This is a genomic window from Alcaligenes sp. PF14, from assembly GCF_037150615.1.
GTDB classification, from domain to species: Bacteria; Pseudomonadota; Gammaproteobacteria; order Burkholderiales; family Burkholderiaceae_B; genus Alcaligenes; species Alcaligenes phenolicus.
Genome location: NZ_JBAGRS010000006.1, coordinates 243129 through 268447, shown reverse-complemented (window position 1 = coordinate 268447; position 25319 = coordinate 243129). Strand labels below are relative to the sequence as shown.

Genomic DNA, 25319 nt, shown 5'->3' with positions numbered 1-25319 from the left:
ACCGATCACCTGGGCCAGGCAGCCCAGGAACTCCAAACCAGAAGCAAGACCACAGCCGGTGCGGTGGCACTTGCGACCAGGCCAGCGTAGCCAGCCTGGTCAATATCAGGCCGCCTTACAGCAGCCCTTTTTCCTTGAAGTACTTTTCAGCCCCTTTGTGCAAAGGAGCAGACAGGCCGTTCTTGACCATGTCTTCTTTTTTCAGGTTTGCCAATGCAGGATGCAAACGCTTGAAATCATCAAAGTTGTCGAACACGGCTTTGACGACGTTATAAACGGACTCTTCAGGGACATCCTCTGACGTCACAAAGGTCGCTAAAACACCGTAAGTTTGGACATCGTCTGGGTTGTTAGGATACAGACCACCCGGAATGACGGCCTTGGCATAGTAAGGATAGGTTTCGACCAGTTTTTCTACAGCAGGCCCCGTCAGAGGAACCAGCTTGGCGCCACAAGATGTGGTCGGGTCCTGAATATTGGCCGAAGGGTGCCCGACTCCATAGATGAACCCATCAATCTTGCCATCACACAGGGCTGGACCATGTTCGTCCGGGCGCAGCTCGGAGGCCAGCGAGAAAAAGCTGTTATCCAGGCCCATTGCCTGCAGCAACTGATCCATCGATGCTCGTGTGCCCGAACCCGGATTGCCTACGTTAAACCGTTTGCCCTTGAAGTCGTCAAAGGTACTGATATTGGCTTCTTTGCGCGACAACACCGTAAAGGGTTCGGGATGGATGGAAAACACCGAGCGCAGCTTGGTGTAGGCACCGCCGTCCTTGAACTGCCCTTCGCCGTTATAGGCGTTGTATCCCACGTCGGATTGCACCACCCCCAGATCCAGTTCGCCCGCCTTGATGGTATTGACGTTAAACACCGAACCGCCGGTAGACTCGACAGAGCATCGCACGCCATCGGTCCCACGGTCTTTATTCACCAACCGGCAAATAGCTCCACCGGCCGCGTAATACACCCCTGTCACCCCACCCGTTCCGATGCTGACAAATTTTTGCTGGGCACTGGCCGGCAAAGGACTCAATAACATGGCACATAAAGCGGCGGCTGTGCTTGATGCCAACACCAGTTTCTTACCTGTTTTCTTTGCAGTGTGCTTCATCTTTTGTCTCCCTTGGGGTGGACCCCATTTGAATTGCCGGAATGCCCGGTTTACTTTCTATCGTGGTGCTCAAGGCGGATTAGTGACAGCAACATCACCCTCCTGCCAATAAATCTCCTGACGGCGAAATGAGGACTCCAGCTGCGCAAGACGCTCTACCACTGTCTTGCCGCCCTGTGCAGCGATACGAGCCAGCAGATGTTCGGCTACGGTCACAGGCCCTACCAAGGAATGAAAAAAGCTGGCCATGGGCTGCTTGCCCGTATGAGGATCAAACAGCAATACATGCTTGGCACCTTGTGCAATGGGTGACAAGACGCTATCGGTCAGGGCCACCACGGTCGTGCCACGCTCCACCGCAGAGCGAACGCTGTTCACGACGGCCTTCACATACGGGGCCTGGCTGATCACAAGCAGCACACCACCACTTTCCAGGCCAGTTTCCAGCTCCACCAATACATCTGCGGCTCGGTTAAGCAGCACCCCGTTGCCACACATCAGTTGATAGGCGTAATGCATCTGGAAGGCGCAGGCAAAGCTGGCGCCCGCCCCTAGAAAGCCAACCTTGGGTGCCGCCAGAATGGCTTTGGCACATGCATCCAGACTGCCCGCCGGGTTAAGCCGAAGGACAGACTCCACGGCTGCCTCCTGCTGCTGGCCCAAGGCCTGGGTCTGCTGTTCTGCAGCGCGACTACCTTGCAAGGATTGAGCCCGCGAAGCCATGGTGTCGTCATTGCGATGCAAGGCTTGTTGAAACGGCGCCCGGAAACGGTCATAGCTGTCATAACCGGCAGCCCGTGCCAAACGCAGCATCGTGGCGGGAGCCACTGACAAGGCCTGAGCTTGCCTGCGCATGGACCAAAGGCTGACCTCAACAGGATGGCGTTCAACCCACTGGGCAGCCCGAAGCAACTCAGGCGTCAGTTCTGGCAAAATGCGTTGCAGTCGCAGCAAAGGTTCCATTCGGCTTCCATCGACGTTCTGCTGGAAATAAAACGAATGGTAATCTGAACCGACTAAAAAAAAACAAGTGTTTTCCTAGGGTTTGCCCGCAAACTATCCGACACGTAATCACTTGTTTGTCGGTGAAATGCGCCCCACCAGCTTCTGCCGTCAACGCTGCCGCGCTAACGTATATCAAAAAAATCGTAGCGTTTGTCTGTGTAAGAACGCTGGATATCTACCTGCTCGACCTGGGCCTGTTCAGGGCCAATATGCAGCCAGCTAACCATCTGGTCAATCGCATCCGTACTGCCCTGCAACACCAATTCAACCGACCCATTGGCCGCGTTACTGACCCAACCTTTGACGCCGTATAGATGAGCATGGCGCAGCGCACTTGCCCGAAACCCCACCCCCTGCACCCGGCCTTTAACACACACTTCTACCGTTTCACAATCCGCCATTAGCCTGCTCCCTGCTATTTGTGCCCGAAATGTGGCAGCATCCGCCCCGCATCTCAATATTCAGTTAAATTAGTCGCATCATTGTTGCATGACCGCACCCGCCCCCGATTACCTGCTTTGTGCAGCCTCTACCCTATGAATTTGCCCCGCCTTTTTACTCTATCGCTGCGCAGGGCAATGTACGTGCTAGGCATGCTGGCCACTCTGGGTTTCGTCGCCCCCGCCGCCCATGCTGCACCGCATTCCCAGCAGCATATTGTGCGCGTGGGTATTTACGAAAACCCACCCAAACTGCTGCTGGACAGCCAAGCCAGGCCCGGCGGCATCATGGGCGAACTCCTGCTGGAGATTGCCAAGCGTGAAGGCTGGACTCTGGAAGCCGTGCAATGCGACTGGCAGCAATGCTTGAATGCCCTGCAAAATGACTTGCTGGACATTGTGCCCGGCCTGGCTTATTCCCCTGAGCGCGCCGCCCTGTACAGCTTTCACAGTCGCGCCGTGCTGGAGGACTGGTCCCAGATCTTCACAGGTAAAACCACCCATATCGGTGCTCTGAACGACTTGAATGGCAAGCGCATTGCTGTCATGAGCGGCACCCTGCAACTAACCCAGCTCTACAATATTTTGCAGAAACTGGAGTTGGGTTCCAGGCTGGTCATTACTGACTCCCAATACAATGCCCTGAAACTGGTCCAAAGCAAACAGGCCGACGCCGCCGTAGTCGGCCATTTATTTGGAGTGCGCCATGCGGGCGAGCATGGCCTGAAAACCGCCCCCATCCGGCTGGAGCCAACCAATACCTACTTTGTCACGGCCAAGGACCGCCACCTGGACCTGCTGGCCGCCATTGATACTCACATCAAGCAATGGCAAGACAATAACGACCCGTTTTACACAGAAACACTGAACCAATGGGGCCTGCGCCTGATCGAGAAACCGACCAAGCCCTGGATTATCCCCGCCTTGCTGACACTGGGTGTCTTGCTGACCATTGCCCTGCTGACCGTCACCCTGATGCGCATTGGCCTGCGTCGTCAACGCAAGAAACTGGTCCGTACCGAGCACCATCTGCATACGGTACTGGATGCGATTGATGCGTACGTCTACATCAAGGACGATCAGTTTCGTTATCAGTACGCCAACCGCAAGCTGTGCGAAGACCTGAACTACACGACCGTCAGCATTGTGGGCAAAACCGACCAGGATTTGTACGCCAACAAACAAACTATTAACGAGTTCCGCCATAACGACGAGCAGGTGCTGTACAGCGGTGAACGCCTGGCCGTGGAAGAAGTGGTACGCGACCGGAAAGGCGATATACGCGCGACATTCTTTTCCATCAAAATGCCGGTCAAAGACCCCGAGACCCGGCAGACCAGTCTGTACTGTATCTCCACGAATATCTCGGCCCTGAAAGCCACGCAGTCAGAGAACTACCGGCTGGCTTTCTATGACCCGCTCACCGAGCTGCCCAACCGCCGCCTGCTGCTGCAGCGTCTGGAACGTCACCTGCAGACCATAGAGCCGTACAAACGACCCGGTGCGCTGTACTTCCTGGATCTGGACCGCTTCAAGCACATTAACGATGCACGAGGGCACGCGATTGGCGATGCCTTGCTGCGCAAAGTCGCGCGCCGCTTGTCCTTGATGATTGATCCCCAGGACATCGTGGCCCGCCTGGGCGGAGACGAATTCGTCATCCTGAAAATCCTGCATCCCGGCACTGTGCGCGACTGCTACAAAGAAGCACTGGAATTTGCTGAACTGGTACGCACCCGTCTGGAAGAGCCCTACAGTATCGAAGGCCACTCCTACCTGAGTAGCAGCAGTATCGGCCTGGCGCTGATTACCGACAGTACGCTGACCTCTGAAGACTTGATGCGTCAGGCCGACACCGCCATGTATCGCTCCAAGGAGAATGGCCGCAACCAGATCACCTTGTACGAACCTGGCATGCAAGAGGCGCTTGAAGAACACCTGAGCCTGCAGCACGACCTGCGATTTGCTATTGGTTCGGATCAGTTGCGCCTGTTTGTCCAATCCCAGTACGACAAGCAAAACCGCATCAGCGGGGCCGAAGTGCTGCTGCGCTGGCTGCACCCGACACGCGGCATGCTGACACCCAACCTGTTCATTCCGCTGGCCGAAAGCACGGACTTGATCACCCCCTTGGGCGACTGGATCATGGCATCCGTCTGTGATCTGCTGCTGCAGACCCAGGAATGCAGCTTCCCCATTTCCATCAACGTCAGCCCGATTCAATTCCGCCGCCCTGACTTTGCCCGCCGTACACGCCAGATCCTGGAAACCAGCGGCGCACCGGCCCATCGCCTGATCTTTGAAATCACCGAGGGCGTGCTGATGGAAGACTTTTCCTCCGCCAACTCCATGATGCGCGAGCTGAAAGACCTGGGTATCCGCTTTTCCATGGACGACTTTGGCACTGGCTATTCCAACCTGGCCGCCATCCGCCGCCTGCCTCTGTATGAGCTGAAAATGGACCGCAGCCTGATCCTGGGCGTACCCATGGAACAGGAAGCCAACGCCATTGTGCGCACGGTGCTGGCAATGGCAAGACAGCTAGGCCTGCATGTCGTGGCCGAGGGCGTGGAGAACGAGCAGCAAAAAGAATTCCTGCTGCGTCGCGGCTGCCATGCGCTGCAAGGCTATCTGTTCAGTGCACCGCAATTGGTGGAGCAGTGGCTGGAGCTTATTGAGCAGGATGATGGCGCTCAACCATAAAAGCCATCGACCGCACTAAACCAGCCTCAACGCCCCTCAGCCAGTTCAAAAACTCAACCCCAGGCGAAACAGCAAATAGGACAAGAATAACGTCAATATTTGCATATCGTATAGCGATCATATACACTATACAAATGATTAAGAGCTTCCGACACAAGGGTCTTCAGGCTTACTTTGAAACCGGCTCCAAATCCGGCATTCAAGCCAAGCATGCTGTCCGCCTCCAGATTCAGCTAACAGCCCTGCACGCTGCTACTCAAGCGGAAGATATGAACGCCCCCGGATGGAAGCTCCACAAGTTATCGGGCAAAAACCCCAAAGGCCAATCTGTACAAGATCACTACACAATATCGGTTAGCGGGAACTGGCGTCTAACCTTTTACTTTGAAGGCGAAGACGCTGTTTTGGTGGACTACCAGGACTATCACTAGGAAAACACTATGCGTATGCACAACCCATCCCACCCCGGCCCAGTCTTGCGGGAATACTTGGGCGAACTCAGTGTCACAGAGGCGGCATCCCGTCTTGGCGTAACGCGTGCAGCCTTATCGCGCATCCTCAATGGTTCTGCCGGTATTTCGGCAGACATGGCCTTACGTCTGCGCGACGCGCTTGGAACCAGCGCCGAGATGTGGATCAATATGCAGTCCCACTACGATCTGTGGCAGGCAGAACAAAAACCAAGGCCCAAAGTGCTGTCCTTCCATGGCCCCGCCCATGCCTGAGCCACGACGAGCAAAATAGGAAGTAAATCGCTGTAAGCCATATGCTTTGTCAGCCTGATATCTGCCCAATATCATCAAGCCTGCTTCTCTCACATCAAGCATCCGGCTCTTTGTCCTGAGCAGGCGCGGCCTCTTCCGGCAAGACCCAATCCAGACGCTCGTGCTCTATATCCGTATGCAAGGGCTCAATGCCAGGTTGAGTGCGTTTAGCCCTGGCCGAGAGCTCGGCAAAGCGGCTGACTTTGCCGTACAAGCCTTGCTGGCCGGCCAGTGCAGTCACCGTGCTGTTGTAGTGTTTGCCCGCCTGCCCCAGGGTTTCGCCCAGCTTTTTCAGGCGCTCGGCCAGGATGGATACCTGGTTGTAGATATCACCTGCGCGCTGACTTAATTCATGGGCTTGCTCGTTGCTGCGCACCATCATCCAGATATTGGCTACGGTACGCAAAATAGGCAGCAAGGTTGTGTGCGAGACCATCAGGACGTTCTTGCCCAGGCCGTAGTCAAACAGGCCATGATGATGCTGCAAAGCCTGCATATAGGCCGCTTCAATGGGCACGTACATGAACACGAAGCCGGGGCTGTTCAAGCCTGCCAAGGCGCTGTAATCCTTGGAGGCCAGATCATCAATATGATTGCGTAGCGCTTGCACATGCGCTTGCAGGCTTTGTTGACGTTCCTCGTCAGTCTCAGCGCGAATAGCGCGGTCGTAATCCACCAGGGATACTTTGCAATCGAGCACCAGATGCTTGTCCTGAGGCAGGTGCACCACGAAGTCAGGGTATCGCAAGCGGCCTTGCTCGTCGCGGGCCTGCCATTGTGTGTCAAAGTGGACACCTCGTACCAAACCGGCCACTTCCAGCGTTTTTTCCAGCTGAGTTTCACCCCAGTTGCCAGTAGTCTTTTTGTCGCCCTTCAGCGCCACCGCCAGGGAGTGAGCCTCGGCACTCATGCGCAGACCCATTTCCTGCATGCGCTGCAGCTCCAGACTCAAGGCAGTCTGGCCTTTGACGGATTCATCGTGCACTTGATTCACACGCAGCTGGAATCCTGCCAATTGCTCCCGGAATGGTCGCAGCATTTCATCCAAAGTGCGCTGACTATCCTGACGCAGGGTCTGTCCTTTAGCCTCCAGAATCTGCTGGGCCAAAGACTCGAACTGCAAACGCATCTGCTCGCGGCTATGCTCCAGGTCCTCTTGTATGGCCTGATTGCGCCTCTCCTGAGCCTGCAACTGGGCATCGCGGCGTATCAGCTCTTTGTCCAGCTCCACTGCCCTATCCTGCGCATCCTGAGTCTGCTCCTGTGCATGGGCCAAGTCTTGTTCCAGACGTGCGCAGCGATCCGCCAAGGCCTGCTCGACAGGCGCCCTCATGCGCGCCCTCAGCCACAGCCCGATCAGCAAACCCAGCGCCAAGGTGACCAGGGCAATCAGCACCTCCAAGCCCCTCAAATCCAGCTCCATCCACCGTACTCCTGCCCAGCACCGCCCGCTCAGGAATGCCCTGGCGGGTCTGTCTGGCTAAGCCTGCTATTTAACCGTATAACGCTGGTAATTTATACACCCTTTTACAGTCTCTCTCGAAAGGGAGCGGGATGATTTCATCCAATCCGCATTCACATACCACCTTCAGCCATACAGTCACATCCAGATAAAACTGGACGCTAAATCCCGTATTTGGGGGACAAATCAGAAACGTCTGCTCGTTAGGATGGGGAGGTCTCTGATTTTTCTGTCTTGTCATGAACTGGATCAGCAATGCACGGATCGTGGCGATTTTCTCTGTCGTCTGCCTGCATATCGCCGCCTATGCCGTCCTGAACGCCGAGTTGGGCACCGCCAACTGGTGGAGTGGCAACCTTTACGATGCCGCCACCCGCTGGTGTGTGCCGGTATTCGTCATGGTCAGCGGCGCACTCTTGCTCGAGCCTCGTCCCCAGGAAGGCATGAAGCTGTTCTATCGGAAGCGAGCATCGCGCGTCTTGCTTCCGCTGCTGTTCTGGACCGCTTTCTACTTGGGCTGGACGGCCTTCAAGCAGCATTGGTGGACGCCGGACGCGGACCCCTATCCCTATCTGGAGCGGCTGCTACAGGGTCGGCCTTATTTCCATCTCTGGTTTCTGTACATGATTGTGTTCCTGTACCTGTTTACGCCCTTTTTGCGTCGCATGGTCCAGAACACCAACTTGAAGCAGCTGGCTGCGCTGACCGGAGCGGCCTTTGTGCTGTCCGCCCTTAGCACCCTCAGCAATCCGGACTTGAACACCCACTCTGCGCCCTTCTTTACCTGGTTCCTGTCCTATCTGCCCTATTTCCTGCTCGGTTATCTGCTGCGCAAAGTACCGGTGAATGTGCCCCGCTGGCTGACTATCACGGTGCTGCTGGGCAGTATCGTGGCAACGGCCTGGGGCTTTTATGCACTGGCTATCACGCACGATAGACAAACGGGTGCGTACTTTTATGATTACCTGAGCATCACCGTCATCCCCATGTCCATCGCGCTGATTCTGCTGCTGCGTGACTGGGATCAGCCTTTGATCAATTCGCGTATCAGCGCCCATCTGGCGGAGCTGACCTTGGGGGTGTATTTGATCCACCCCTGGCTGATCGACCTGATGTACCGCTACCTGTTCACGGCACTGGATTTCAATGCGCTGTGGTCGATTCCGGTGCTGGCGGTAGCGATTTATGGCCTATCTCTATTGTTGACGGCGGGCTTCAAAGCCATGCCAGGCTTACGAGCGACGGTATAAGAGCAAAACTTGAAAAAAATGAGCAGGCTTCCAAGAGGAAACTTGCCCATCTACAAGCGTGTAACCATCGCTACTGACTATGAGCAGCAAGCTTGGCGGCACGAATCATTCCATACGCACGCTCAGCCCCCCCCCCAGCTCATGACCGGCCACTAACCATTGATCGCCAGGGACCCGTCATTTACTTCAAGGCTTAAGGACGAAATGGGGCATCATCAATAGGCGAAGCCTCGCCTGTCAGGTGAGCCGCCAGAATCGCCGCGCTGCCGCAAGCCAAGGTGAAGCCCAATGCGCCGTGGCCTGCATTCACCCACAAGCGACCGGCCAGCCTGCTGCCCCCCACAACGGGCTTGCCCGAAGGCGTAGCAGGACGCAAACCGGCCCAGGTCTGCGCCTGCTCCAGCGGCAGGCCAGGGAACAGATCCTTCACCTGTTGCTTCAAAGTTGCCATACGGGCAGCGGGAATATCCAGGCCATCAAAACCAATGTCTACCATCGCGGCCATACGCAGCACTTCACCCAAACGGGCATACACAATGCGCTGTTCGTAGTCGGTCACGCTGATAGCCGGCACGGCCTGATTCAAGCCTTCCAAGGGGAGGCTCAAACTATAGCCCTTCAGCGGGTAGATCAGAGGACGGCCACCCAGCTGACGCAGTAAAGGCACCGTACCCATCCCGCTGGCAACAACAAACTGATCCGCCTGAATCTCGCCTTCAGCGGTTTGCACCGCACGGATATCGCGCCCTTCCATTACAAAGCGCTGCACCGGCGTGTTCAGCTTCAACTGGTAGTCGCTGTCGTTTTGCATGCGCTCGTGCAAGGCCACGGAAAACAGATAAGCGTCGCCCGCTTCTTCGCTAGGCGTGTAAATCGCACCCTGCAAGCGCAAGCCCAACGCCTGCAAAGAAGGTTCCAGCTCCAGCACTTGGGCCGCTTCCAGCACTTGTTGTGACGATCCCATATCCGCCTGCAATTGCGCCTGTTCACGCGCATGCTGGAACGGGCCAGGGCTGCGGAACACAATCAATTTGCCATTGTTTTGATGGGCAAACTCCAGATTGAAGCGCTCTTGCCAGTCGTGCAGGATATCGCGGCTCAGATAGGACAAGGTCAACATCTGCGCGGTGGTACGGCGCACCACATCGCCTCGGCAAGCTTTCAGAAAATGCAGCAGCCAACGCCACTGCTGCGGGCTCAACGCAGGCTTGAAGCGCAGGGGCGAGTCTTTATTCAATAACCAGCGTGGCAAATCCTTGAACACACCGGGATCGGCCAGGGGGGCCACATAGCTGTAGCTCAGTTGTCCGCCGTTGGCAAAGCTGGTCTGTCCGGCTACTTGCGAACCGGCTTCCAGTACCGTGACCTTCACCCCTTTCTGGCGCAACATGAACGCGGTGCTCATCCCAATGACACCGGCGCCGATAATACATACATGCATGGAAATACCCCCAATAACTGGCCTCTATTGTCTTGGGGGTCGCTGCAGAGCGCCAATGAATAGTTGGCGCACTCCATAACCCTGGGTTATGGAATCAGCGTTCTACTCAATCCGGAAAACGGCATTCCAGCAGAGCCTGCCGGATGTGGTCCAACACACGTTCACGCGAGCCAGAACCGGCATCGTCGTGAGCCGTCAAAATGCTGACCGGAATCGGCAAAGGCTCGGGCAAGCGGTGTATGGCAAGGCCTCGGCCTTGCATGGCTCGGGCCGTAACCAGATCCACCAGGGCCTCGCCCACCTGTTGTAAAACCAGGCCACAAGCCACGTAATGGGTCTGCACACGCATGAAGGGGGCAACATCGGGGACATAGCTTTGCAGCAGATCCTCCACCATCGCGCCAACGGGATCGTCAGCGTCCAAAGCGATGAAAGCACGCTCGGCCATCTCCTCCCAATGGCGTAAGGGTGCAACGCCCGGCAAGGTAACGTGCACCAGTTCGGTATGGGCCAGCACCTGCTGTTGCACACCGGAAGACTCGCCCTGATCAAAGCTCATCACCATATCCAGGTCGCGCGTCTCCAGAGCTTGCAAGAGCTCCCCGCTGTGGTGTGTGCGCAGCTCGAAACTCATGGCCGGGTGAGCCCGACGACAACGGCTCAAGGCCACCGGCAATAGCTCCAGACCAAAAGCCGGGCTGCTGCCAATACGCCACAAGCCTTCATGGTGGGAGCGCAGATTACGCGCCAAGCGGCTGACGTCATCCAGATTCTGATGCAGACGCGCAACGTAGGGAGCCAGAATGCTGGCCTCACGCGTCGGGATCAGGCGACCGCGCACACGGTCGAACAATCGAAAGCCCAGCTGCATTTCTGCAGTCGCCAACATTTTGCTGGCCGCAGGCTGAGAGATATGCAACAGTTGCGCGGCCTGCGTCAACGAGCCGCCACGGCAAATCGCATCAAAAATTTCTACATGCCGCCACCGCATCGACTGGCCCTCCTGCTGCGTGCTGGTCTGAAAACAAGGTATTATCCTGCAACTTGGCCTGACATAAAACGCGTCAGTCCCCGGTGCTTACTTGGTATCCTATAGCCCTTTGAGTCTTTTGCCGTGCGCCAGGCGCCGGGCGAGCTTATGGCTGCCAATCCTTATAAAAAACGCGAACCCAATATCCGTGAACAAGTCTACGGCATGCTGCGCCAGGACATTGCCTTGGGCAAAATCGGTTTTGATGTGCGGCTGGTGGATAACGAAATTGCCGCCAGCTTGAATGTCTCGCGCATGCCGGTGCGCGAAGCCTTGCTGCAACTGAAAAACGAAGGGGTGCTGGAAGGAACATCGCGCGGTTTTGTATTGCGGGTCTACACCGCCCAGGATATTGAAGATATTTTCTCGGTACGCCTGTTGCTGGAACCGCCTGCCGCCAAGCTGGCTTGCGTCAATCAAAGCAGAGTGGGCATGCAGGCCATGGAACAGGCCTTGAGCCGTATTGAAGCTACCCATCAGCAAGGCGATCCCATCGACAATATTCAGGCCAACTGGGCGTTCCGCAGCGCCTGGATCAGCATGGTGCCCAACAAGCAGCTGGTCGATACGATGGCGCGTCTGCATGACCAGGCCGATCAGGCCCGGATTGCCTGCTTGCAAGACCCTCAATTCCGTCTGGAAACCATGCAGCGGGCCAAGGGGATTTGTCAGGCCTTCAGTGAGCGTCAGGAAGAGCAGGCAGCTCATCTGATTATGGAAAATCTGGTCATTTGCTGCTCGGCTTACTGCCTCAAGCAGGCGGAGCTGCTGGCTTGATAATTCAGCATAAGCAGGAAGCTGCAAGGCAGGCTGTGATTGCCGCCGCCGATGCTTCCTGCTTAAGCACCGGCAATATAAAGCCCCGGCTGTAACCCATATACAAGGTTTAGCCCATCAGCCCAAGCAATTGCCTTGTGTGCTGAAGACAGCGTCCCCTCTTGGTTCCGGAACAGCCCACGCACAACAAAAAAAGGCGCCGTAGCGCCTTTTTTCTTCAAGCCATCACGTCTTTTAGTCCAGCGTGATTTCCAGGGCCTTGATGGTTGGTCCCATGGCCTGAGCATCGTGCTCGATCAGATCAGCAAACTCTTTGGGAGTGGAAGGCTCGATCTGAATGCCGAAGTCCACGAATTTCTTGACCACTGCATCCTCTTTCAGGACAGCCGTCAGTTGCTCGGTCAGGCGGGCTACGTCCTCGTCAGGCGTACCGGCTTTGGCCGAAATACCCCACCAGATGGTAAATGCCACATTGGGGATACCGGCTTCGGCAATCGTAGGCACGTCTGGACGCAAAGGGCTGCGCTCGGTTGTCGCAGCGGCAATGGCGCGCAGGCGGCCATCTTCCAGGAAGCCACGGCTGCCAGTCAGCACGTCAAAGATAAAGTCGATCTGGCCGCTGACGGCATCAATCAAAGCGGGGCCTGCGCCCTTGTAAGGCACGTGCACCAGACGAGCGCCGGTTTCTTTGCGCAGCATCTCGCCCAAAAGATGAGTGCCCGTACCCATACCAGGCGAACCGTATGTCAGCTCCTGCTTCTGCCCTGCAGCCACCAGATCCTGAACCGTCTTGAAGGGGCTGTCTTTATTGACCAGCAGGAACACCGGCGCCTTGGCAGCCAGCGTCATGGGGATCAGGTCGGTAGCCACGTCGTAATTCAGACGTTGGTACAGGTGGCGGTTCAAGGAGTAAGCACCGCTATCGGCCAGGAACAACACCGTACCCAAGGAGCTGGGGTTGGCGTTTTTCACCACGTTCATGGCAACCTGGGCACCCGCACCCGGGCGGTTTTCCACAATGACTTTCTGATCAAAGCGTGTGCCCATTTCCTGAGAAATCACCCGCGCCAACTGGTCAGCCGCACCGCCCGGTGGGTAAGGCACAACCAGCGTCACATTCTTGTTTTGAGCATGGACCTGTGCACCCAACATCAGCGCACAACACGTTGCTAATTTAAGCCATACCTTCATTGTTCTATCCCCGTTGCCCCTGTGGGCTTATTCAAAGTCATTGTGAAGCACATTGGCTCAAACACGTGAGCCTGGCCTGTTTGTTGCTGATCAACTGTCGTCCATAAACCTGATCAACCGTCTTGCTGGCTATCCTGCTCCGGCCTGCAAAACGCCCCCTTTTCTGTCCTTGCTCCGCCCCTGGTTTGCGCGAAATACCACTGCCTGGTGAGCTCTGCTACTTCGGGTTTTTCCGGTGAAGGACAGGAATTTCAAAATAATATATTGCAGTATACTGTTTGCAGGATATTAGTAATTTCACCCATGCATATCGGCTTGCCGCCTTGATCGCGCGTTGGCCGGGAGACAGATAGATCATGCACGCCCATTCCATTCCTGCTTCTGAATTGCCGCTGTTTTCAATACCTGCCACGCAACGCACGGTACCCGCCCTGTTGCGCCTGCGCGCAGAGCGCATGGGTGATGCTCCGCTGTTTTCAGACCGCAACACTCACTACACCGGCCAGCAAACCTTGCACAGGGCCGCTGCCAGTGCCAGCCGATTGAGCCGTGCCGGTATCAAACGTGGCGACCGTGTTGCCTTGCTGTGCACCAACCGCCACGAATTCCTGGATATGGTTCTGGGTTGCGGCTGGCTGGGCGCGATTGTGGTGCCTATCAATACGGCCTCGCGCGGGGCGCAGTTGCAGCACATCTTGTGCAATAGCCAAGCCAGTTTGCTGGTAGTGGAAACGGATCTGACGCCGCTGCTGGCCGATGTGGACCTTGGCGCTACCGCCGTCCAGCAAGCCTGGTTGATTCAAGGCCAGGAAGCGGCACAAACACTGGCGGTGAGCACCTGCGATCTGCCTGCTTTGGGCGATTACTGCGAGCCTGCCGATATAGGCCCCGGCGATACGCTGGCCATTCTGTACACCTCCGGCACCTCGGGCCCTTCCAAAGGCGTTCAGTGCCCGCACGCCCAGTTCTACTGGTGGGGCATTTACACTGCCAGCAAGCTGGGCATGAAGCCCGATGATGTGCTGTACACCTGCCTGCCCATGTTCCACACCAATGCCTTGAACACGTTTTTCCAGGCTCTGGTCAGCGACGCCTGCATGGTGGTGGACAAGCGTTTCTCGGCCAGCCGTTTCTTTGACAATCTGTATGAAACCGGCGCCACGATTACCTATCTGCTAGGCGCAATGGTGCCTATCTTGCTGTCCAAACCTGAGACGGCGGCAGAGAAGCTGCACAAGACGCGCATAGCATTAGGCCCGGGTGTTCCCGAGCAGTTTCATAGCCAGTTTCTGGAGCGCTGCCGCATGCATCTGCTGGATGGCTTTGGTTCTACCGAGACTAACTATGTCATGGGCCGTGGCATTCAGGAACAGCGCAATGGCTATATGGGCCGTGTGTCGGAAGGTTTTGAGGCTCTGGTCGTGGATGAGCACGACAATCCCTTGCCAGACGGTGAAGTGGGCGAACTGTTACTGCGCGCCGATGAACCCTACGCCTTCGCGCTGGGATACTACGGTCAACCGGACAAGACAGTCGAAACCTGGAAAAACCTGTGGTTCCACACGGGTGACCGCGTCGTGCGCGATGCGGATGGTTACTACCGCTTTGTGGACCGCCTGAAGGACATGATTCGTCGTCGTGGTGAGAACATTTCCTCCTACGAAGTCGAGCAGGCTTTGGCCAGCCATCCTGCGGTCCATACGGTTGCTGTCTATGCCGCCAAGTCCGAGCTGGCCGAAGATGAGGTCATGGCCATGATTGTGTTGCGTCCGGATTGCACGGTCAGCTGCGAGGAGCTGCTACAGCATTGCGAGCGCCGTCTGCCTTACTTTGCCGTACCGCGCTTTATTGAGTTTGCCCAAGTCTTGCCCACCACGGAAAATGGCAAGATTCAGAAGTTTGCCCTACGTGATCGCGGCATTGGTCCCAACACCTGGGATAGAGAAAAAGCAGGCTATCAGGTTCGCCGCTGACGGCTGCCACAGGAATTCAATATGACGCCTAATTTCAATCTGGACACGGTGCGCCTGCTGGGCGCAACCGAGGTCACCTACACCCGGCGTGGTCAACTTGGCACCTCCGAGCTGCTGGCCCAGGCTTTCAAGCAGTCTCTTGCCGCAGCAGGTCTGAAGGCCAGCGACATTGATGGTCTGGGGGTAGCCTCCTTTACCCATGCACCGGATCGGGCTATTGATCTGGCCTGGAAGCTGGGCTTGAAGGTAGGCTGGATTATGGATGACAGCAATGGCGGCGCCAGTGGTCTTAATATTCTGCAGCACGCTATTCGTGCGGTACAGGCGGGTGATGCCCGCTGTATTGCGATTGTGGCCGGGGATCATTTTCAGGCCAAGGACTTCCAGCAACTGGTCGAAAACTATAACCAGACAACTTACGATCATTTGCGGCCTTTGAGCGCGGGCAGCCCGAATCATCGCTTTGCCATGCTGACGGCGAATCAAATGCGCAAGCTGGGTTTGGAGCGAGAGGACTACGCAGCTCTGGTCATGCGCCAGCGGCTATGGGCCAGCATGAATCCGGGTGCTGCGTATCGCAGTCCCATGAGTCTGGATGATTATTTGAATGCGCCTCAAGTGGCAGATCCTTTGACGCGACTGGATTGTGTGCCGGTGGTGGATGGAGCCAATGCCTTGATTGTGATGCGCGCGGATCATCCGGCGGCGCAGAATCAGCCTGCGATTACGGTAAAGGCTTTACGCAGCTTTCATAATATTGATGATCAGCAAGGCGATGGCTTGAGCACGGGTTTGGCGGCTTTGGCTCCGGCTTTGTGGGCGGACTCGGGGCTGAGTCCGGCTGATATGGATGTCCTCAGTATTTATGATGACTACCCCGTCATGGTTCTGGCTCAATTGCAGGATTTGGGCTTCTTTCGGGCTGATAACGCGAAGCAGTTTATTCACGAGTCGATTGCAACGGGACGTGTGCCTTTGAATACCTCTGGCGGGCAATTGTCGGCTGGGCAGGCCGGGGCTGCTTGCAGTCTGCATGGACTGGTGGAGGTGATGCGTCAGTTGAGCGGTCAGGCGGGGGAGCGTCAGGTGGCGCAGGCTCGTTACGGTTTGGTCACGGGATACGGCATGGTGGAGTATCGCTATGGCATGTGTTCGACCGCGCTTGTTTTGGAGGCCTTGTGATGAGCCCTTCTGTATTTCGTTGTGTGCAGTGTGATCATCGGATGTTTCCGGCGCGGTTCTTGTGTCCGAGGTGTCATGGGGATGAGTTTCTGGCTGAGGGGTGTGCGTCTGGTGTGGTCACAGAATTGACGCGTAGTGCCATCTCTGGCGAGGAGACTGGGGTGTATATGCTGGCTACGGTTGCCAGCGATGCGGGGCCGGTGTTGATTGCTCGTGTGCTGGATGAGGCTGTCCAGCGAGGGGATAAGGTCGCTTTGGCTTTGCGGGATGGCGGGATCTATGCTGATCCTGTGCGAGAGTAAAGGCAGTTTCTCAACTGCTTTCTTTGGAATGGCTCGATTGGATGGGGTTGGGTTTAGATGCCCAGAGTTTAGAGATCAGGGTGACTCAAGGTTTGGAGTCAACCACTGTTCGACGCGATGAAGAAGGTGGCTATAAGACGCTGATTAAGGGGCTGTCCCGGTGTTGGGGCTGGCAACTGCCGGCGCTATGCGCCGGTGCCCTGGTCAGATAATCGCTACGGGCGCACCTTGAACTCGTCCGGTGGTTTGTCCCCCGGACAAACCACAAACGTCGGACTCAAACAGCAAGGTGCTTGCACCCCTGCGCAATTATCTGCCGGCGGCAAGTCACCTGATCCGCCCCAACACCGGGACAGCCCCTCAATCAGCTCACAGCATCTTTTATCGGACGATTGCTGATCGGGATTTGAATGCTCCGACTTAGTGTTCTTAACGGGATCGCTGATCGTAGTAAAGGTTGATCGTGGAGCTGCTGGATGAAAGGAATTGCTTGGAAAGATGGGAGTAAACAGTCACTGTCCTAAGCCCGTACTTGCCAATGTCTGAGTGCGCTTTACTACACAGGTTAAAAACGTAGCGGCTTATGCGCTTAAGCCTTAAAAACTGACTTGAACGCTGTCGATACACACACTGCCTGCGTCCTGCTCGGCTCCAGAATCGACCTCAGCAACAGGCAGAAAAATCATTTAAGTTTTTATGCGCCGCTTCCACATCAATCACTTTGCTGCACATAAATAGGCGGCAAAAAATGGTCAGCACTATCGAGCATAAAAAAACCTCAGTTTGGCATCTGCCGAACTGAGGTTTTTTAGTTTGGAAAGCTTTTCCAGACTCCAGCTTTCTTCGCGGGACAACATCCTTATTGTCCCGCTTTCAGACTGCCTGCTCTGTCTTAGCCGATCAGTCCTGGCAGGCCCACGGCAATCCAGGGAACGAACAAGACCAGGGCCAGGATGCCGACTTCTATGACCAGGAAAGGCACGGCGGCGCTGTAGATGTGGGGCAAGCGGATAGATGGCGGGGCCACGCTTTGCATCACGATCAGCAGCAGGCCGAACGGTGGGGTCAGCAGGCCAATTTCCAGTGCGATCAGGATCATGACACCCAGCCAGACGGTATCCACACCTGCGGCTAGGGCCAGGGGCATGAAGAAGGGCAAAGCGATCATCATCATGGAGATTTGGTCCAACACCATGCCCATGACCAGCAGCACCAGGAGCATGCAGATAACCAGCACGAAGGGCGACAGGTCGTAGTCTTTGATCATGCCCAGGAAGCCTGCGCTAGCTCCAGAAAAGCTCAGCAGCTGGGCGAAGGTGGTGGAGGCGGCCAGGATGAACAGGATCACAACCGACACTTTGGCAGTTTCGATCAGGCTCTTCCACAGTGCTTTCAGGGTCAGGGCACGGTAGGCGATGGTGGCGATCACCGAAGCCACGACGCCGATCGCGGCCGATTCAGTGGGCGATGCCCAACCGGCCAGCATCGAGCCAACCACCGCAATAAAGATACCCAGCAATGGCACGACGTTGAACACGAAGGGTTTCCACAAGGCCCAGCCTTTCAGGCGAGTGGCTGGATCTTCGTCGCTCATGGGCGCGTCTTGCGGACGCAGGCGGCTGCGCACGACCACGTAGGCCAGGAAGCCTGCTGCCATCAACATGCCGGGCAGGATGCCGCCAATCAGTAGTCGTTCAATGGAGATGCCCGCCAGGCTACCTAGCATGACGGCCAGAGCCGAAGGTGGGATCAGCATGGCGATACCGCCTACCGCCATGATGGGTCCCATGGCCATGGTGGGGTGATAGCCGCGACGCAGCATTTCTGGCAGCATCACGCCGCCCATCATGGCGGTGTTGGCAATGGACGAACCCGACAATGTAGCGAAGGTCGTACCGCCCAAAATACTGACGATGGACAGTTTGCCCGGCACGCGCGAGATCATGCGCTCGATGGAGTCGATAGCTTTGAAGGCCAATCCGGTGTGGAACAACACCTCGCCCATCAGGACGAATAATGGGATGGGCGTTAAGGAAAAGCTGCCAATAGAGGCGGTGGTGTTACGCGCCCATTGGGCCAAACCAGCCGCTTCACCCAGAAACAGCCACGCGCCCAGCAAGTTCACGGACAGGAAGGCAAAGACCACCGGTGTGCCGATGGCCATCAAGAGAAAAAGTGATCCCAGCAGCAGGATCAAGGCCATGTGCCATTCCATGCTCAGACTCCTTGCTCAACAGGACGGGAAATCAGGCGGCGCAGGAATTCCAGCGCCAGCATGGATGCACCAAACAGCAAAGGCAGATTCAGCCACCACTCCGGGAACACCAGGGCTTTAAATACCATGGCTCCTTGCTCGTGAGCATCCAGAGCGACGACGGCACATTGCCAGGCCAACACACCACAAACCACCAGACCTAGCAGATTGGAGATCAGGTCCAGCAAGCGCTGGACAAACGTGGGCAGATTGTTGAACAGCACGTCGATACGGATATGGCCGCCCAGGTACAGCACCCACGGCGCTGCCACGAAGGTGGCAATGATCAGCATGTATTCGGTTACTTCCACGCTGGTGGACAGCGCGTCGTAACCCAGGTTGCGCAGCACCACGTCGGCACAAACCAGCAGGCTCATCAGCCCGAAAGTCAGCGCCGCAACGGCTCCGCAAGCGTTCATTAACAGAGCGTAAGGACGCCCCCAGGTCGTGTTGGAAGGCTGGCCTTCCGGGGCAGTTGCAGCAGACATCGCGTCTTCTCCGCAGATCAAAGTCACTGAAAGAGCGGGCATCTTGCCGCCCGTATGGCACCATCAAAAAGTGGACACTGTCCCCAAGGGCGCAATGTCCACTGTCAAAAACTACGTAATCAGCAATCTTGTTTAAGGCTGATAACCACCAAACAGTTCGCGCAGTTGCGCGGCGTATTTGGGGCTGGATTTATCGATACCGGCCCAGCCTGCTTCGTAAGCCTTGGTACGCAAGGCACGAGCTACGTCAGGTTCCAGAACCAAGGCTTGCACACCGGCTTGTTCGGTAGCCGCTTTTTCATCAATTGCCATCTGGTGTTCTGTCACGTTCTGCGACTCCATCCACTCGATTTGCTTGCGCATGAAGGCTTTCTGGTCTTCGTCCAGTTTTTCCCAACTCTTCTGGTTCATGAAGAAACCCACTTCCACGTTGTAGAAGCCTGGCTCGACACGGTATTTGGTCTTTTCATGCCAGCCCATTTCCATCACGCCTACGGAAGGCCAGCCATAGCCGTCCACCACGCCGCGCTCCAGCGCGGTGTAGACCTCGCCCGGTGGAATCTGCAGCGGCGTTGCGCCAATTTCGCGGAAGAAGGACAGGTACACAGGCACGCCACGCAGCTTGAAGCCCGACAGGTCTGCCGAGGTCACAGGCTTGTTGGTATAGATGTGGTATTGCAAACCATCTGTCGTACGAGCCAGCCAGGTGATGTTGGCTTTCTCGCGGTGAATCTTGTCCATCAGCTCGTAGCCGCCGTTCTGACGCAGCTCGCTCATGGGTTTTTCTGTCAGCGTCAAAGCCAATGCTTCAGGCACCAGATTGGCGTGGAATACGGCTGTGGTATTGGCAAAATCAATCACGCCGGAACGTAGCGCGTTACCTACCTCGAAAGGAGGAATGGCCTCTGGACCACCAATCACGTTGATCTGCACCAGGCCCTTGCCTTCTGCGTTGACCTTGTCCACAAACTGTTTGAAGCGCTTGGTAAAGAAGGTGTCCATCGTAAAGACAGATACCGCTTTCAGCGTTACTTCCGCTGCCTGCGCGCCAGCCATTCCCAAAGCCAGCAAGGCCGCTGCCACCACCCGAGTTGTTTTATTCACCATGACGGAACTTCCGCAGAAAGGTTTGTTATGAAATTTTAGTTTAGATATAAATATATCAATAATCAATTATTTATAAGTCGGGGTTTTCACTAAGCGCGCTACGGGCCCATAAGGTCTGGCGCCGATATTGCACCTGAATTCTGTATGCGGACGGCCTGCTGTATCATCACAGACTTCTAGTTTTGTTGGCTTAAAAGGTATTACCCATGACATTTTCCGCTGTGCTGTTTGATTGTGACGGTGTGCTGGTAGACAGCGAACCAATCACGGTTCGTGTACTGCGGGATATGTTGCAAGAGGAAGGCTGGGTGATGACTTATGAGCAGTGCTATGACTGGTTCATTGGCAAGGCGCTACCCGATGAGCTGCCCACCGTGCGCAAGATGACAGGTAAAGATCTGGACATGGAATGGGTGATGGCCTTTCGCATGCGCCGCAACCACGCCCTAACCAATGAAGTCATGGCCATTCCCGGTATTCAGGACACGCTGGATGCGATCCTGCGCGACAAGCCCGGCATGATTGCCTGCGCGTCTGGCGCAGACCGCGCCAAATTGGTGCTGCAATTAGGCCAGACCGGCTTGCTGGATTACTTCGGCACCCATATCTATAGCGGCGCTGAAACGCCACGCAACAAGCCATACCCGGATGTCTATCTGGCCGCCGCTCAAGGGCTGGGCGTTGACCCGCAACAATGCCTGGTCGTGGAAGACAGCGTGACTGGCGCAAGTGCAGGCCTGGCCGCAGGCGCCACGGTGCTGGGCTACTGCCCGGTTCCTGATAAGGAGGAGGATTTGCGCCGCCTGGGTGTGCGTGACACCTTCCGCCGCATGGACGAGCTACCCGCTTTGATCGCCAAGTTGGAGCAGGAACGGGTACAAGGCTGATTCATAGCCAGGCAATAGAAAGCCCCCTCAGGCGGCAGCAAACCGAAAAGCGTAGAGCGGGGCCTTTTTTCTGTTGCTTAGTCTTCCAGATGGAAGGTGTGCAAGATTCTATGCAGCACAGGGGCAATAATCAGACCAAAAGTCGCGGCCAGTACCAGACTGATATACGCGCCATAAATGGCAAAGAACACCTTGCCAGCCCATGTTTCAGGCAAGGCCATCGGCCCCAGCCCACCGACCATCATGGCCGCATTCAAGGCGGCATCGTGCCAGTGCACATTCTCTTCAAACCACATATGGCCCAATGCACCCAGCATCAGAGAAAAGGCCACGAAAACAATGCCGATAAGGGCATGCGCCAACAGGCGCTTGGCAAATTGCCACCCCGTAATCAGGGGCTCATCACGTGACTCGTACATGTCATTAAAGAGTATTAGCCTGGACCGTTAAAGAAGCTAACCATTGGCTGACCTGCAAGGACAAGGCATCCGTGGCCTGCCCAAATGCTTCAACCACCTGTGGCACGGCCGTGCCGACAACATCCTGTTGAGCGACAAAGCGACGGGTCTGAATCAACTGGCCCGAGCGCTGATCGCGCACTAACGCATCAAACTGAATCCGTACCCGTGGGGCGCCCTGAATATATTCGACCTGAAAAGCTCCCAACGTCCCGCCCACTTCCACATCAGCGATGACAGATTCGGTATCCAGCACCACCGCCCGGAACTGAGCCGAGTCACGCAAGGCATCGGCCAGTCGATTACGCAACAAGGCGGGCACATCGTCGCCCCAGCGTACGCCTTTGTAGGCACTTAGCTCGTTACCTTGAGGCAGAACCGTAATGCGCGAGCTGGCCAGCAGGCGCTCGGCGTGGGGCCGGTTCACCTGAATAATCAGGCTCTTATGCGAAGCGGGCGCTTGCTGGGCCTTCAAACTGGTAGCGGGAAGCTGATAATACGTCAGGGATTCGGCCTGAGGCAGGACCGAACAGGCGGTGGACAAGACGGCCAGACCGACTAGCGATATCTGCAAGAAAAGACGCACAACAGTGGGCATCATGGTGTGAACTCCTGTAATTTGTCGCGACCCAAAAGGTAGCCGGCTGGATTATCTTCCAGACGGGAGGTGACGGCACGGAAACCGGCCAGCACCTGACGCAATTCACGCAAGGCGGGTTCGATCTCGGTCAGACCCTGAGCACCCCGGCCAATAGCGGCCGAATTCTGCTCCAACAGCTTGTTCAAGCTTTGTGTGGCACGGCTGAAATCCTCCATGGATTTCTGGATGGCATTCATGGCTTGCGTGCCCTGGCGGTCTACCAGACCTTGTGTAGACGACAGCAAGGTGGTGGCTTGCTGGCTGGCCTGGGACAACTCCTTGACCAAGGATGGCACGCCTTCGCTAGCGGTCGAGAGCTGGCCCATCAAGGCTTCCAGCTTTTGCAAACTGGCGGACAGGGACTTGGAGTTCTCGGACGACAAGAAGGTATTGGCGTTTTCCAGCAGCTTGGAAATTTGCGTCATCAACTCTTCACCACCGGCCATCAACTGAGCCAGAGGGGAAGGCGAAGCCACGATCATGGGCAGGTTATCGCCGGTGGCTTCCAGCAAGGGGCTGTTCGGTGTCCCCCCGCTAAGTTCGATCACGGATTGGCCGGTAATGCCAGCCAGTGCCAGGCGAGCCTGGGTATCTTCGTGAATAGGGATGGCGGCCTGAATTGACACTTGCGCACGCACACGCTGCAAGTCGTTCGGGTCCAGGCGCAGCGAGCGTACCTCACCAACCCGCAAGCCGTTGTACTGCACGGCGCTGCCACGAGACAGACCACGCACACCTTCCAGAAAGACAATATCGTAATCGCGGGTCTCGGCATCTTGCCCCGCCTTGGCCAGCCAAAGCGAGAACAGGACAGCAGCCACAGCCACTACCAAGGTAAAGACCCCGATCAATACATGATGGGCACGCGGTTCCATTAACTATGCTCCTGACGACGGTTTTGGGCCTGTTCGGCGGCCCGTCCCCGTGGACCGTGGAAATACTCCCGGATCCAGTCGTTATCAACTTGCTCTACGCGCGCCAATGTGTCGTTAACCAGCACACGCTTTTGCGCCAGCACGGCCACTCGATCACAAATGGTGTAGAGCGTATCCAGATCGTGTGTAACCAGAAACACGGTCAATCCCAGCGCATCGCGCAAGGTCAAAATAAGCTGGTCAAAATCCCCCGCACCGACCGGGTCCAGCCCGGCAGTGGGTTCGTCCAGAAACAGAATTTCCGGGTCCAGCGCCAGAGCACGTGCCAGAGCGGCACGCTTGATCATGCCACCGGACAGCTCTGCCGGATATTTGGTGGCCGCGTTGGCCGGCAAACCCGCCAGAGACATTTTCATGGCAGCGATATGTTCTGCAGAAGACCGGGACAAGCCAATATGCTCGATCAGGGGCATGGCAATGTTTTCCACCACCGTCAGCGAGGAGAATAAAGCCCCTTGCTGGAACAGCACGCCTAAACGACGCTCCAGCCGCGAACGGGCTTCGGGTGACAGCGTGCCTATTTCCTGATCAAAAATGCGTACTGTGCCGCCAGTAGGTGGGCGCAATCCCAGAATGGAGCGCAGCAGCACGGACTTGCCCGTGCCGGAGCCGCCCACCACGCCCACGATTTCACCGGGATACACATCCATATCCAGATGCTCGTGCACGACGTGATCGCCAAAGCGATTATCCAGGTCACGTACTTGAATAATGGGACGAGCGGTGGCCTCTACCATCCCATCTCCATGAAAAACAGTGCTGCCAGCGCATCAATCAGGATCACGATAAAGATGGACTGCACCACTGCCGAGGTCGTATGTTCACCCACGGACTGCGCACTACCGGTCACTTTGAAACCTTCCTGACAACCGATGACGGCAATCAAAAAGGCAAAGATCGGGGCTTTGGCCATGCCCAGCACAAAGTGCCGCAAATCAATATCCTGATTGAAGATATTGATGAACATGGTGGGTGAAATATCCAGAATCAGGGCGCAGACCAGCCCACCGCCAAAGATCCCGGCCACCATCCCCACGAAAGTCAAAATAGGCATGGCCAGCAACATGGCCAGTACACGCGGAATGACCAGAATCAGCATGGGATTCAAGCCTTGGGCACGTAAAGCGTCGATTTCCTCGTTCGCTTTCATGGAGCCGATCTGCGCGGTAAAGGCACTGGCGGTGCGACCTGCCATCAGGATAGCAGTCAAGAGCACCGCAAATTCACGCAAAAAGGAAAAGCCGACCAGGTTTACGGTGTAAATGGTGGCACCAAAGTCCGCCAGCACCGTCGCCCCCAGAAACGCGATCACCGCGCCCACCAGGAAAGTCAGCAAAGCCACGATAGGGACGGCGTTAAAGGCCGTCTCTTCCAGCTGCGCCACAATCGACGTAACGCGCCACTGGCTGGGCCGCAGCATGTTCAGAATCAGGGTTTCCAGCGTCAGGCCGATAAAGCCCAGCAGCTCGCGCACATTGCGCGAAATATGGACCATGGACAGGCCCACGCGCTCGAACAAATCTGTAATGCCCCAACGCGCCGGAACCAACTGCTCATGGTCCATGCGGCTCATCGCCTTGGCAACGGTTTGCAATAATTGATGGCGCTCTTTGGACAAGCCTTGAGCACTGTCCAGCGCCGCCTGCACACGCTCGGCACCCAGCCATTCACAGAGAACTTGAGCTCCCGTGGTGTCAAGGGACTTCAATTCGCTGAAATCCAAAGACCAACGGCCCTGCTTGTCACTGAGCGAGCGCAAACTGCTTTGCAGCGCTTCGTAGTGACGCAAGGACCAATCGCCTAGCAATTGCAGCTGGCCGGAGGAATCTGTACGAACATACAGAGGCACGGACGTATTCATGCGCATAGTCTAATGGATTTGCTCTGAGAGCTTCCATAGCGCCGACTACTTTTTC

At 56.3% G+C, this 25319-nt stretch carries 24 protein-coding genes; 9 read left to right on the top strand and 15 right to left on the bottom strand.

Annotation, left to right across the window (positions count from 1 at the left end; genetic code table 11):
* Nucleotides 1-115: 115 nt before the first annotated feature.
* From WFM49_RS14705 to WFM49_RS14695, 3 genes are all read right to left on the bottom strand, one after another.
* Nucleotides 116-1114 (bottom strand): TAXI family TRAP transporter solute-binding subunit, encoded by a 999-nt coding sequence (locus tag WFM49_RS14705; RefSeq protein ID WP_009460158.1) that lies wholly within the window; start codon nucleotides 1112-1114, stop codon nucleotides 116-118.
* A gap of 69 nt (nucleotides 1115-1183) precedes the next feature.
* The gene (locus WFM49_RS14700) at nucleotides 1184-2077 is read right to left on the bottom strand and encodes a MurR/RpiR family transcriptional regulator (protein WP_254500078.1); all 894 of its coding nucleotides are present in this window, start codon (nucleotides 2075-2077) and stop codon (nucleotides 1184-1186) included.
* A gap of 164 nt (nucleotides 2078-2241) precedes the next feature.
* On the bottom strand, nucleotides 2242-2520 hold the full coding sequence (locus tag WFM49_RS14695) for an acylphosphatase (protein WP_009460160.1): 279 nt from the start codon (nucleotides 2518-2520) through the stop codon (nucleotides 2242-2244).
* Nucleotides 2521-2712: 192 nt separating this feature from the next.
* Here WFM49_RS14695 and WFM49_RS14690 point away from each other — a divergent pair, with 192 nt between their 5' ends.
* The 3 genes from WFM49_RS14690 to WFM49_RS14680 all read left to right on the top strand — a co-directional run bounded on the left by WFM49_RS14690 (nucleotide 2713) and on the right by WFM49_RS14680 (nucleotide 5987).
* Nucleotides 2713-5262, top strand: coding sequence for an EAL domain-containing protein (locus tag WFM49_RS14690; RefSeq protein WP_250756475.1), 2550 nt, complete (start codon nucleotides 2713-2715; stop codon nucleotides 5260-5262).
* Between the two features lie 134 nt (nucleotides 5263-5396).
* Nucleotides 5397-5693, top strand: a complete 297-nt coding sequence (locus WFM49_RS14685; RefSeq protein ID WP_250756474.1) for a type II toxin-antitoxin system RelE/ParE family toxin — start codon at nucleotides 5397-5399, stop codon at nucleotides 5691-5693.
* 9 nt (nucleotides 5694-5702) lie between these two features.
* Nucleotides 5703-5987 carry a HigA family addiction module antitoxin gene (locus tag WFM49_RS14680; RefSeq protein ID WP_250756473.1) on the top strand — a complete coding sequence of 95 codons (285 nt, stop codon included), beginning with the start codon at nucleotides 5703-5705 and terminating at the stop codon, nucleotides 5985-5987.
* A gap of 94 nt (nucleotides 5988-6081) precedes the next feature.
* Here WFM49_RS14680 and rmuC read toward each other — a convergent pair whose 3' ends face one another.
* Entirely contained in the window at nucleotides 6082-7449 is a 1368-nt protein-coding gene (gene rmuC, locus WFM49_RS14675) for a DNA recombination protein RmuC (RefSeq protein ID WP_336973984.1), read from the bottom strand.
* A gap of 278 nt (nucleotides 7450-7727) precedes the next feature.
* Between rmuC and WFM49_RS14670 the strand changes: the two genes are divergently transcribed.
* Nucleotides 7728-8738 (top strand): acyltransferase, encoded by a 1011-nt coding sequence (locus WFM49_RS14670; protein WP_035268581.1) that lies wholly within the window; start codon nucleotides 7728-7730, stop codon nucleotides 8736-8738.
* Between the two features lie 193 nt (nucleotides 8739-8931).
* Here the strand turns inward: WFM49_RS14670 and WFM49_RS14665 are convergent, their stop codons facing one another.
* Both WFM49_RS14665 and WFM49_RS14660 read right to left on the bottom strand, forming a co-directional pair.
* On the bottom strand, nucleotides 8932-10179 hold the full coding sequence (locus WFM49_RS14665) for a D-amino acid dehydrogenase (RefSeq protein ID WP_336973979.1): 1248 nt from the start codon (nucleotides 10177-10179) through the stop codon (nucleotides 8932-8934).
* A gap of 106 nt (nucleotides 10180-10285) precedes the next feature.
* Nucleotides 10286-11170, bottom strand: coding sequence for a LysR family transcriptional regulator (locus WFM49_RS14660; protein ID WP_026483813.1), 885 nt, complete (start codon nucleotides 11168-11170; stop codon nucleotides 10286-10288).
* A gap of 147 nt (nucleotides 11171-11317) precedes the next feature.
* On the opposite strand from WFM49_RS14660, the gene WFM49_RS14655 reads away from it, so the two are divergent.
* Entirely contained in the window at nucleotides 11318-11986 is a 669-nt protein-coding gene (locus tag WFM49_RS14655; protein WP_009460173.1) for a GntR family transcriptional regulator, read from the top strand.
* Between the two features lie 234 nt (nucleotides 11987-12220).
* On the opposite strand, the gene WFM49_RS14650 is transcribed toward WFM49_RS14655, so the two are convergent.
* Nucleotides 12221-13177 carry a Bug family tripartite tricarboxylate transporter substrate binding protein gene (locus WFM49_RS14650; RefSeq protein WP_031232798.1) on the bottom strand — a complete coding sequence of 319 codons (957 nt, stop codon included), beginning with the start codon at nucleotides 13175-13177 and terminating at the stop codon, nucleotides 12221-12223.
* A gap of 356 nt (nucleotides 13178-13533) precedes the next feature.
* Between WFM49_RS14650 and WFM49_RS14645 the strand changes: the two genes are divergently transcribed.
* From WFM49_RS14645 to WFM49_RS14635, 3 genes are all read left to right on the top strand, one after another.
* A complete protein-coding gene (locus tag WFM49_RS14645) occupies nucleotides 13534-15150 on the top strand; it encodes an ATP-dependent acyl-CoA ligase (RefSeq protein WP_250756469.1) in 1617 nt (538 codons plus the stop codon).
* 21 nt (nucleotides 15151-15171) lie between these two features.
* Nucleotides 15172-16332 (top strand): thiolase family protein, encoded by a 1161-nt coding sequence (locus WFM49_RS14640; protein WP_336973976.1) that lies wholly within the window; start codon nucleotides 15172-15174, stop codon nucleotides 16330-16332.
* Nucleotides 16333-16499: 167 nt separating this feature from the next.
* Nucleotides 16500-16634 carry a hypothetical protein gene (locus WFM49_RS14635; protein ID WP_274984788.1) on the top strand — a complete coding sequence of 45 codons (135 nt, stop codon included), beginning with the start codon at nucleotides 16500-16502 and terminating at the stop codon, nucleotides 16632-16634.
* Nucleotides 16635-17526: 892 nt separating this feature from the next.
* On the opposite strand, the gene WFM49_RS14630 is transcribed toward WFM49_RS14635, so the two are convergent.
* From WFM49_RS14630 to dctP, 3 genes are all read right to left on the bottom strand, one after another.
* Nucleotides 17527-18849: a TRAP transporter large permease gene (locus tag WFM49_RS14630; protein ID WP_009460177.1), complete on the bottom strand. Its 1323-nt coding sequence runs from the start codon at nucleotides 18847-18849 to the stop codon at nucleotides 17527-17529.
* A gap of 2 nt (nucleotides 18850-18851) precedes the next feature.
* Nucleotides 18852-19376 carry a TRAP transporter small permease gene (locus tag WFM49_RS14625; RefSeq protein WP_009460178.1) on the bottom strand — a complete coding sequence of 175 codons (525 nt, stop codon included), beginning with the start codon at nucleotides 19374-19376 and terminating at the stop codon, nucleotides 18852-18854.
* A gap of 132 nt (nucleotides 19377-19508) precedes the next feature.
* Entirely contained in the window at nucleotides 19509-20483 is a 975-nt protein-coding gene (dctP, locus tag WFM49_RS14620; RefSeq protein WP_009460179.1) for a TRAP transporter substrate-binding protein DctP, read from the bottom strand.
* A 206-nt stretch (nucleotides 20484-20689) separates the two neighbouring features.
* Here dctP and WFM49_RS14615 point away from each other — a divergent pair, with 206 nt between their 5' ends.
* Nucleotides 20690-21370, top strand: coding sequence for an HAD family hydrolase (locus tag WFM49_RS14615; protein ID WP_009460180.1), 681 nt, complete (start codon nucleotides 20690-20692; stop codon nucleotides 21368-21370).
* Between the two features lie 77 nt (nucleotides 21371-21447).
* Here the strand turns inward: WFM49_RS14615 and WFM49_RS14610 are convergent, their stop codons facing one another.
* Genes WFM49_RS14610 through WFM49_RS14590 form a run of 5 tightly spaced genes read right to left on the bottom strand, consistent with a single transcriptional unit; the run spans nucleotide 21448 to nucleotide 25270 of the window.
* Complete coding sequence (locus tag WFM49_RS14610; protein ID WP_009460191.1) at nucleotides 21448-21789, bottom strand: hypothetical protein; 342 nt, start codon at nucleotides 21787-21789, stop codon at nucleotides 21448-21450.
* Nucleotides 21790-21793: 4 nt separating this feature from the next.
* Nucleotides 21794-22429 (bottom strand): ABC-type transport auxiliary lipoprotein family protein, encoded by a 636-nt coding sequence (locus WFM49_RS14605; RefSeq protein WP_336973967.1) that lies wholly within the window; start codon nucleotides 22427-22429, stop codon nucleotides 21794-21796.
* Nucleotides 22426-23343 carry an MlaD family protein gene (locus tag WFM49_RS14600; protein ID WP_035268619.1) on the bottom strand — a complete coding sequence of 306 codons (918 nt, stop codon included), beginning with the start codon at nucleotides 23341-23343 and terminating at the stop codon, nucleotides 22426-22428. Before WFM49_RS14600 ends, WFM49_RS14605 begins: the two co-directional genes overlap by 4 nt.
* Complete coding sequence (locus tag WFM49_RS14595; protein WP_009460197.1) at nucleotides 23343-24140, bottom strand: ABC transporter ATP-binding protein; 798 nt, start codon at nucleotides 24138-24140, stop codon at nucleotides 23343-23345. The genes WFM49_RS14600 and WFM49_RS14595 overlap by 1 nt, the downstream gene beginning before the upstream one ends.
* Nucleotides 24134-25270 (bottom strand): ABC transporter permease, encoded by a 1137-nt coding sequence (locus WFM49_RS14590; RefSeq protein ID WP_009460199.1) that lies wholly within the window; start codon nucleotides 25268-25270, stop codon nucleotides 24134-24136. The genes WFM49_RS14595 and WFM49_RS14590 overlap by 7 nt, the downstream gene beginning before the upstream one ends.
* Nucleotides 25271-25319: the final 49 nt, after the last annotated feature.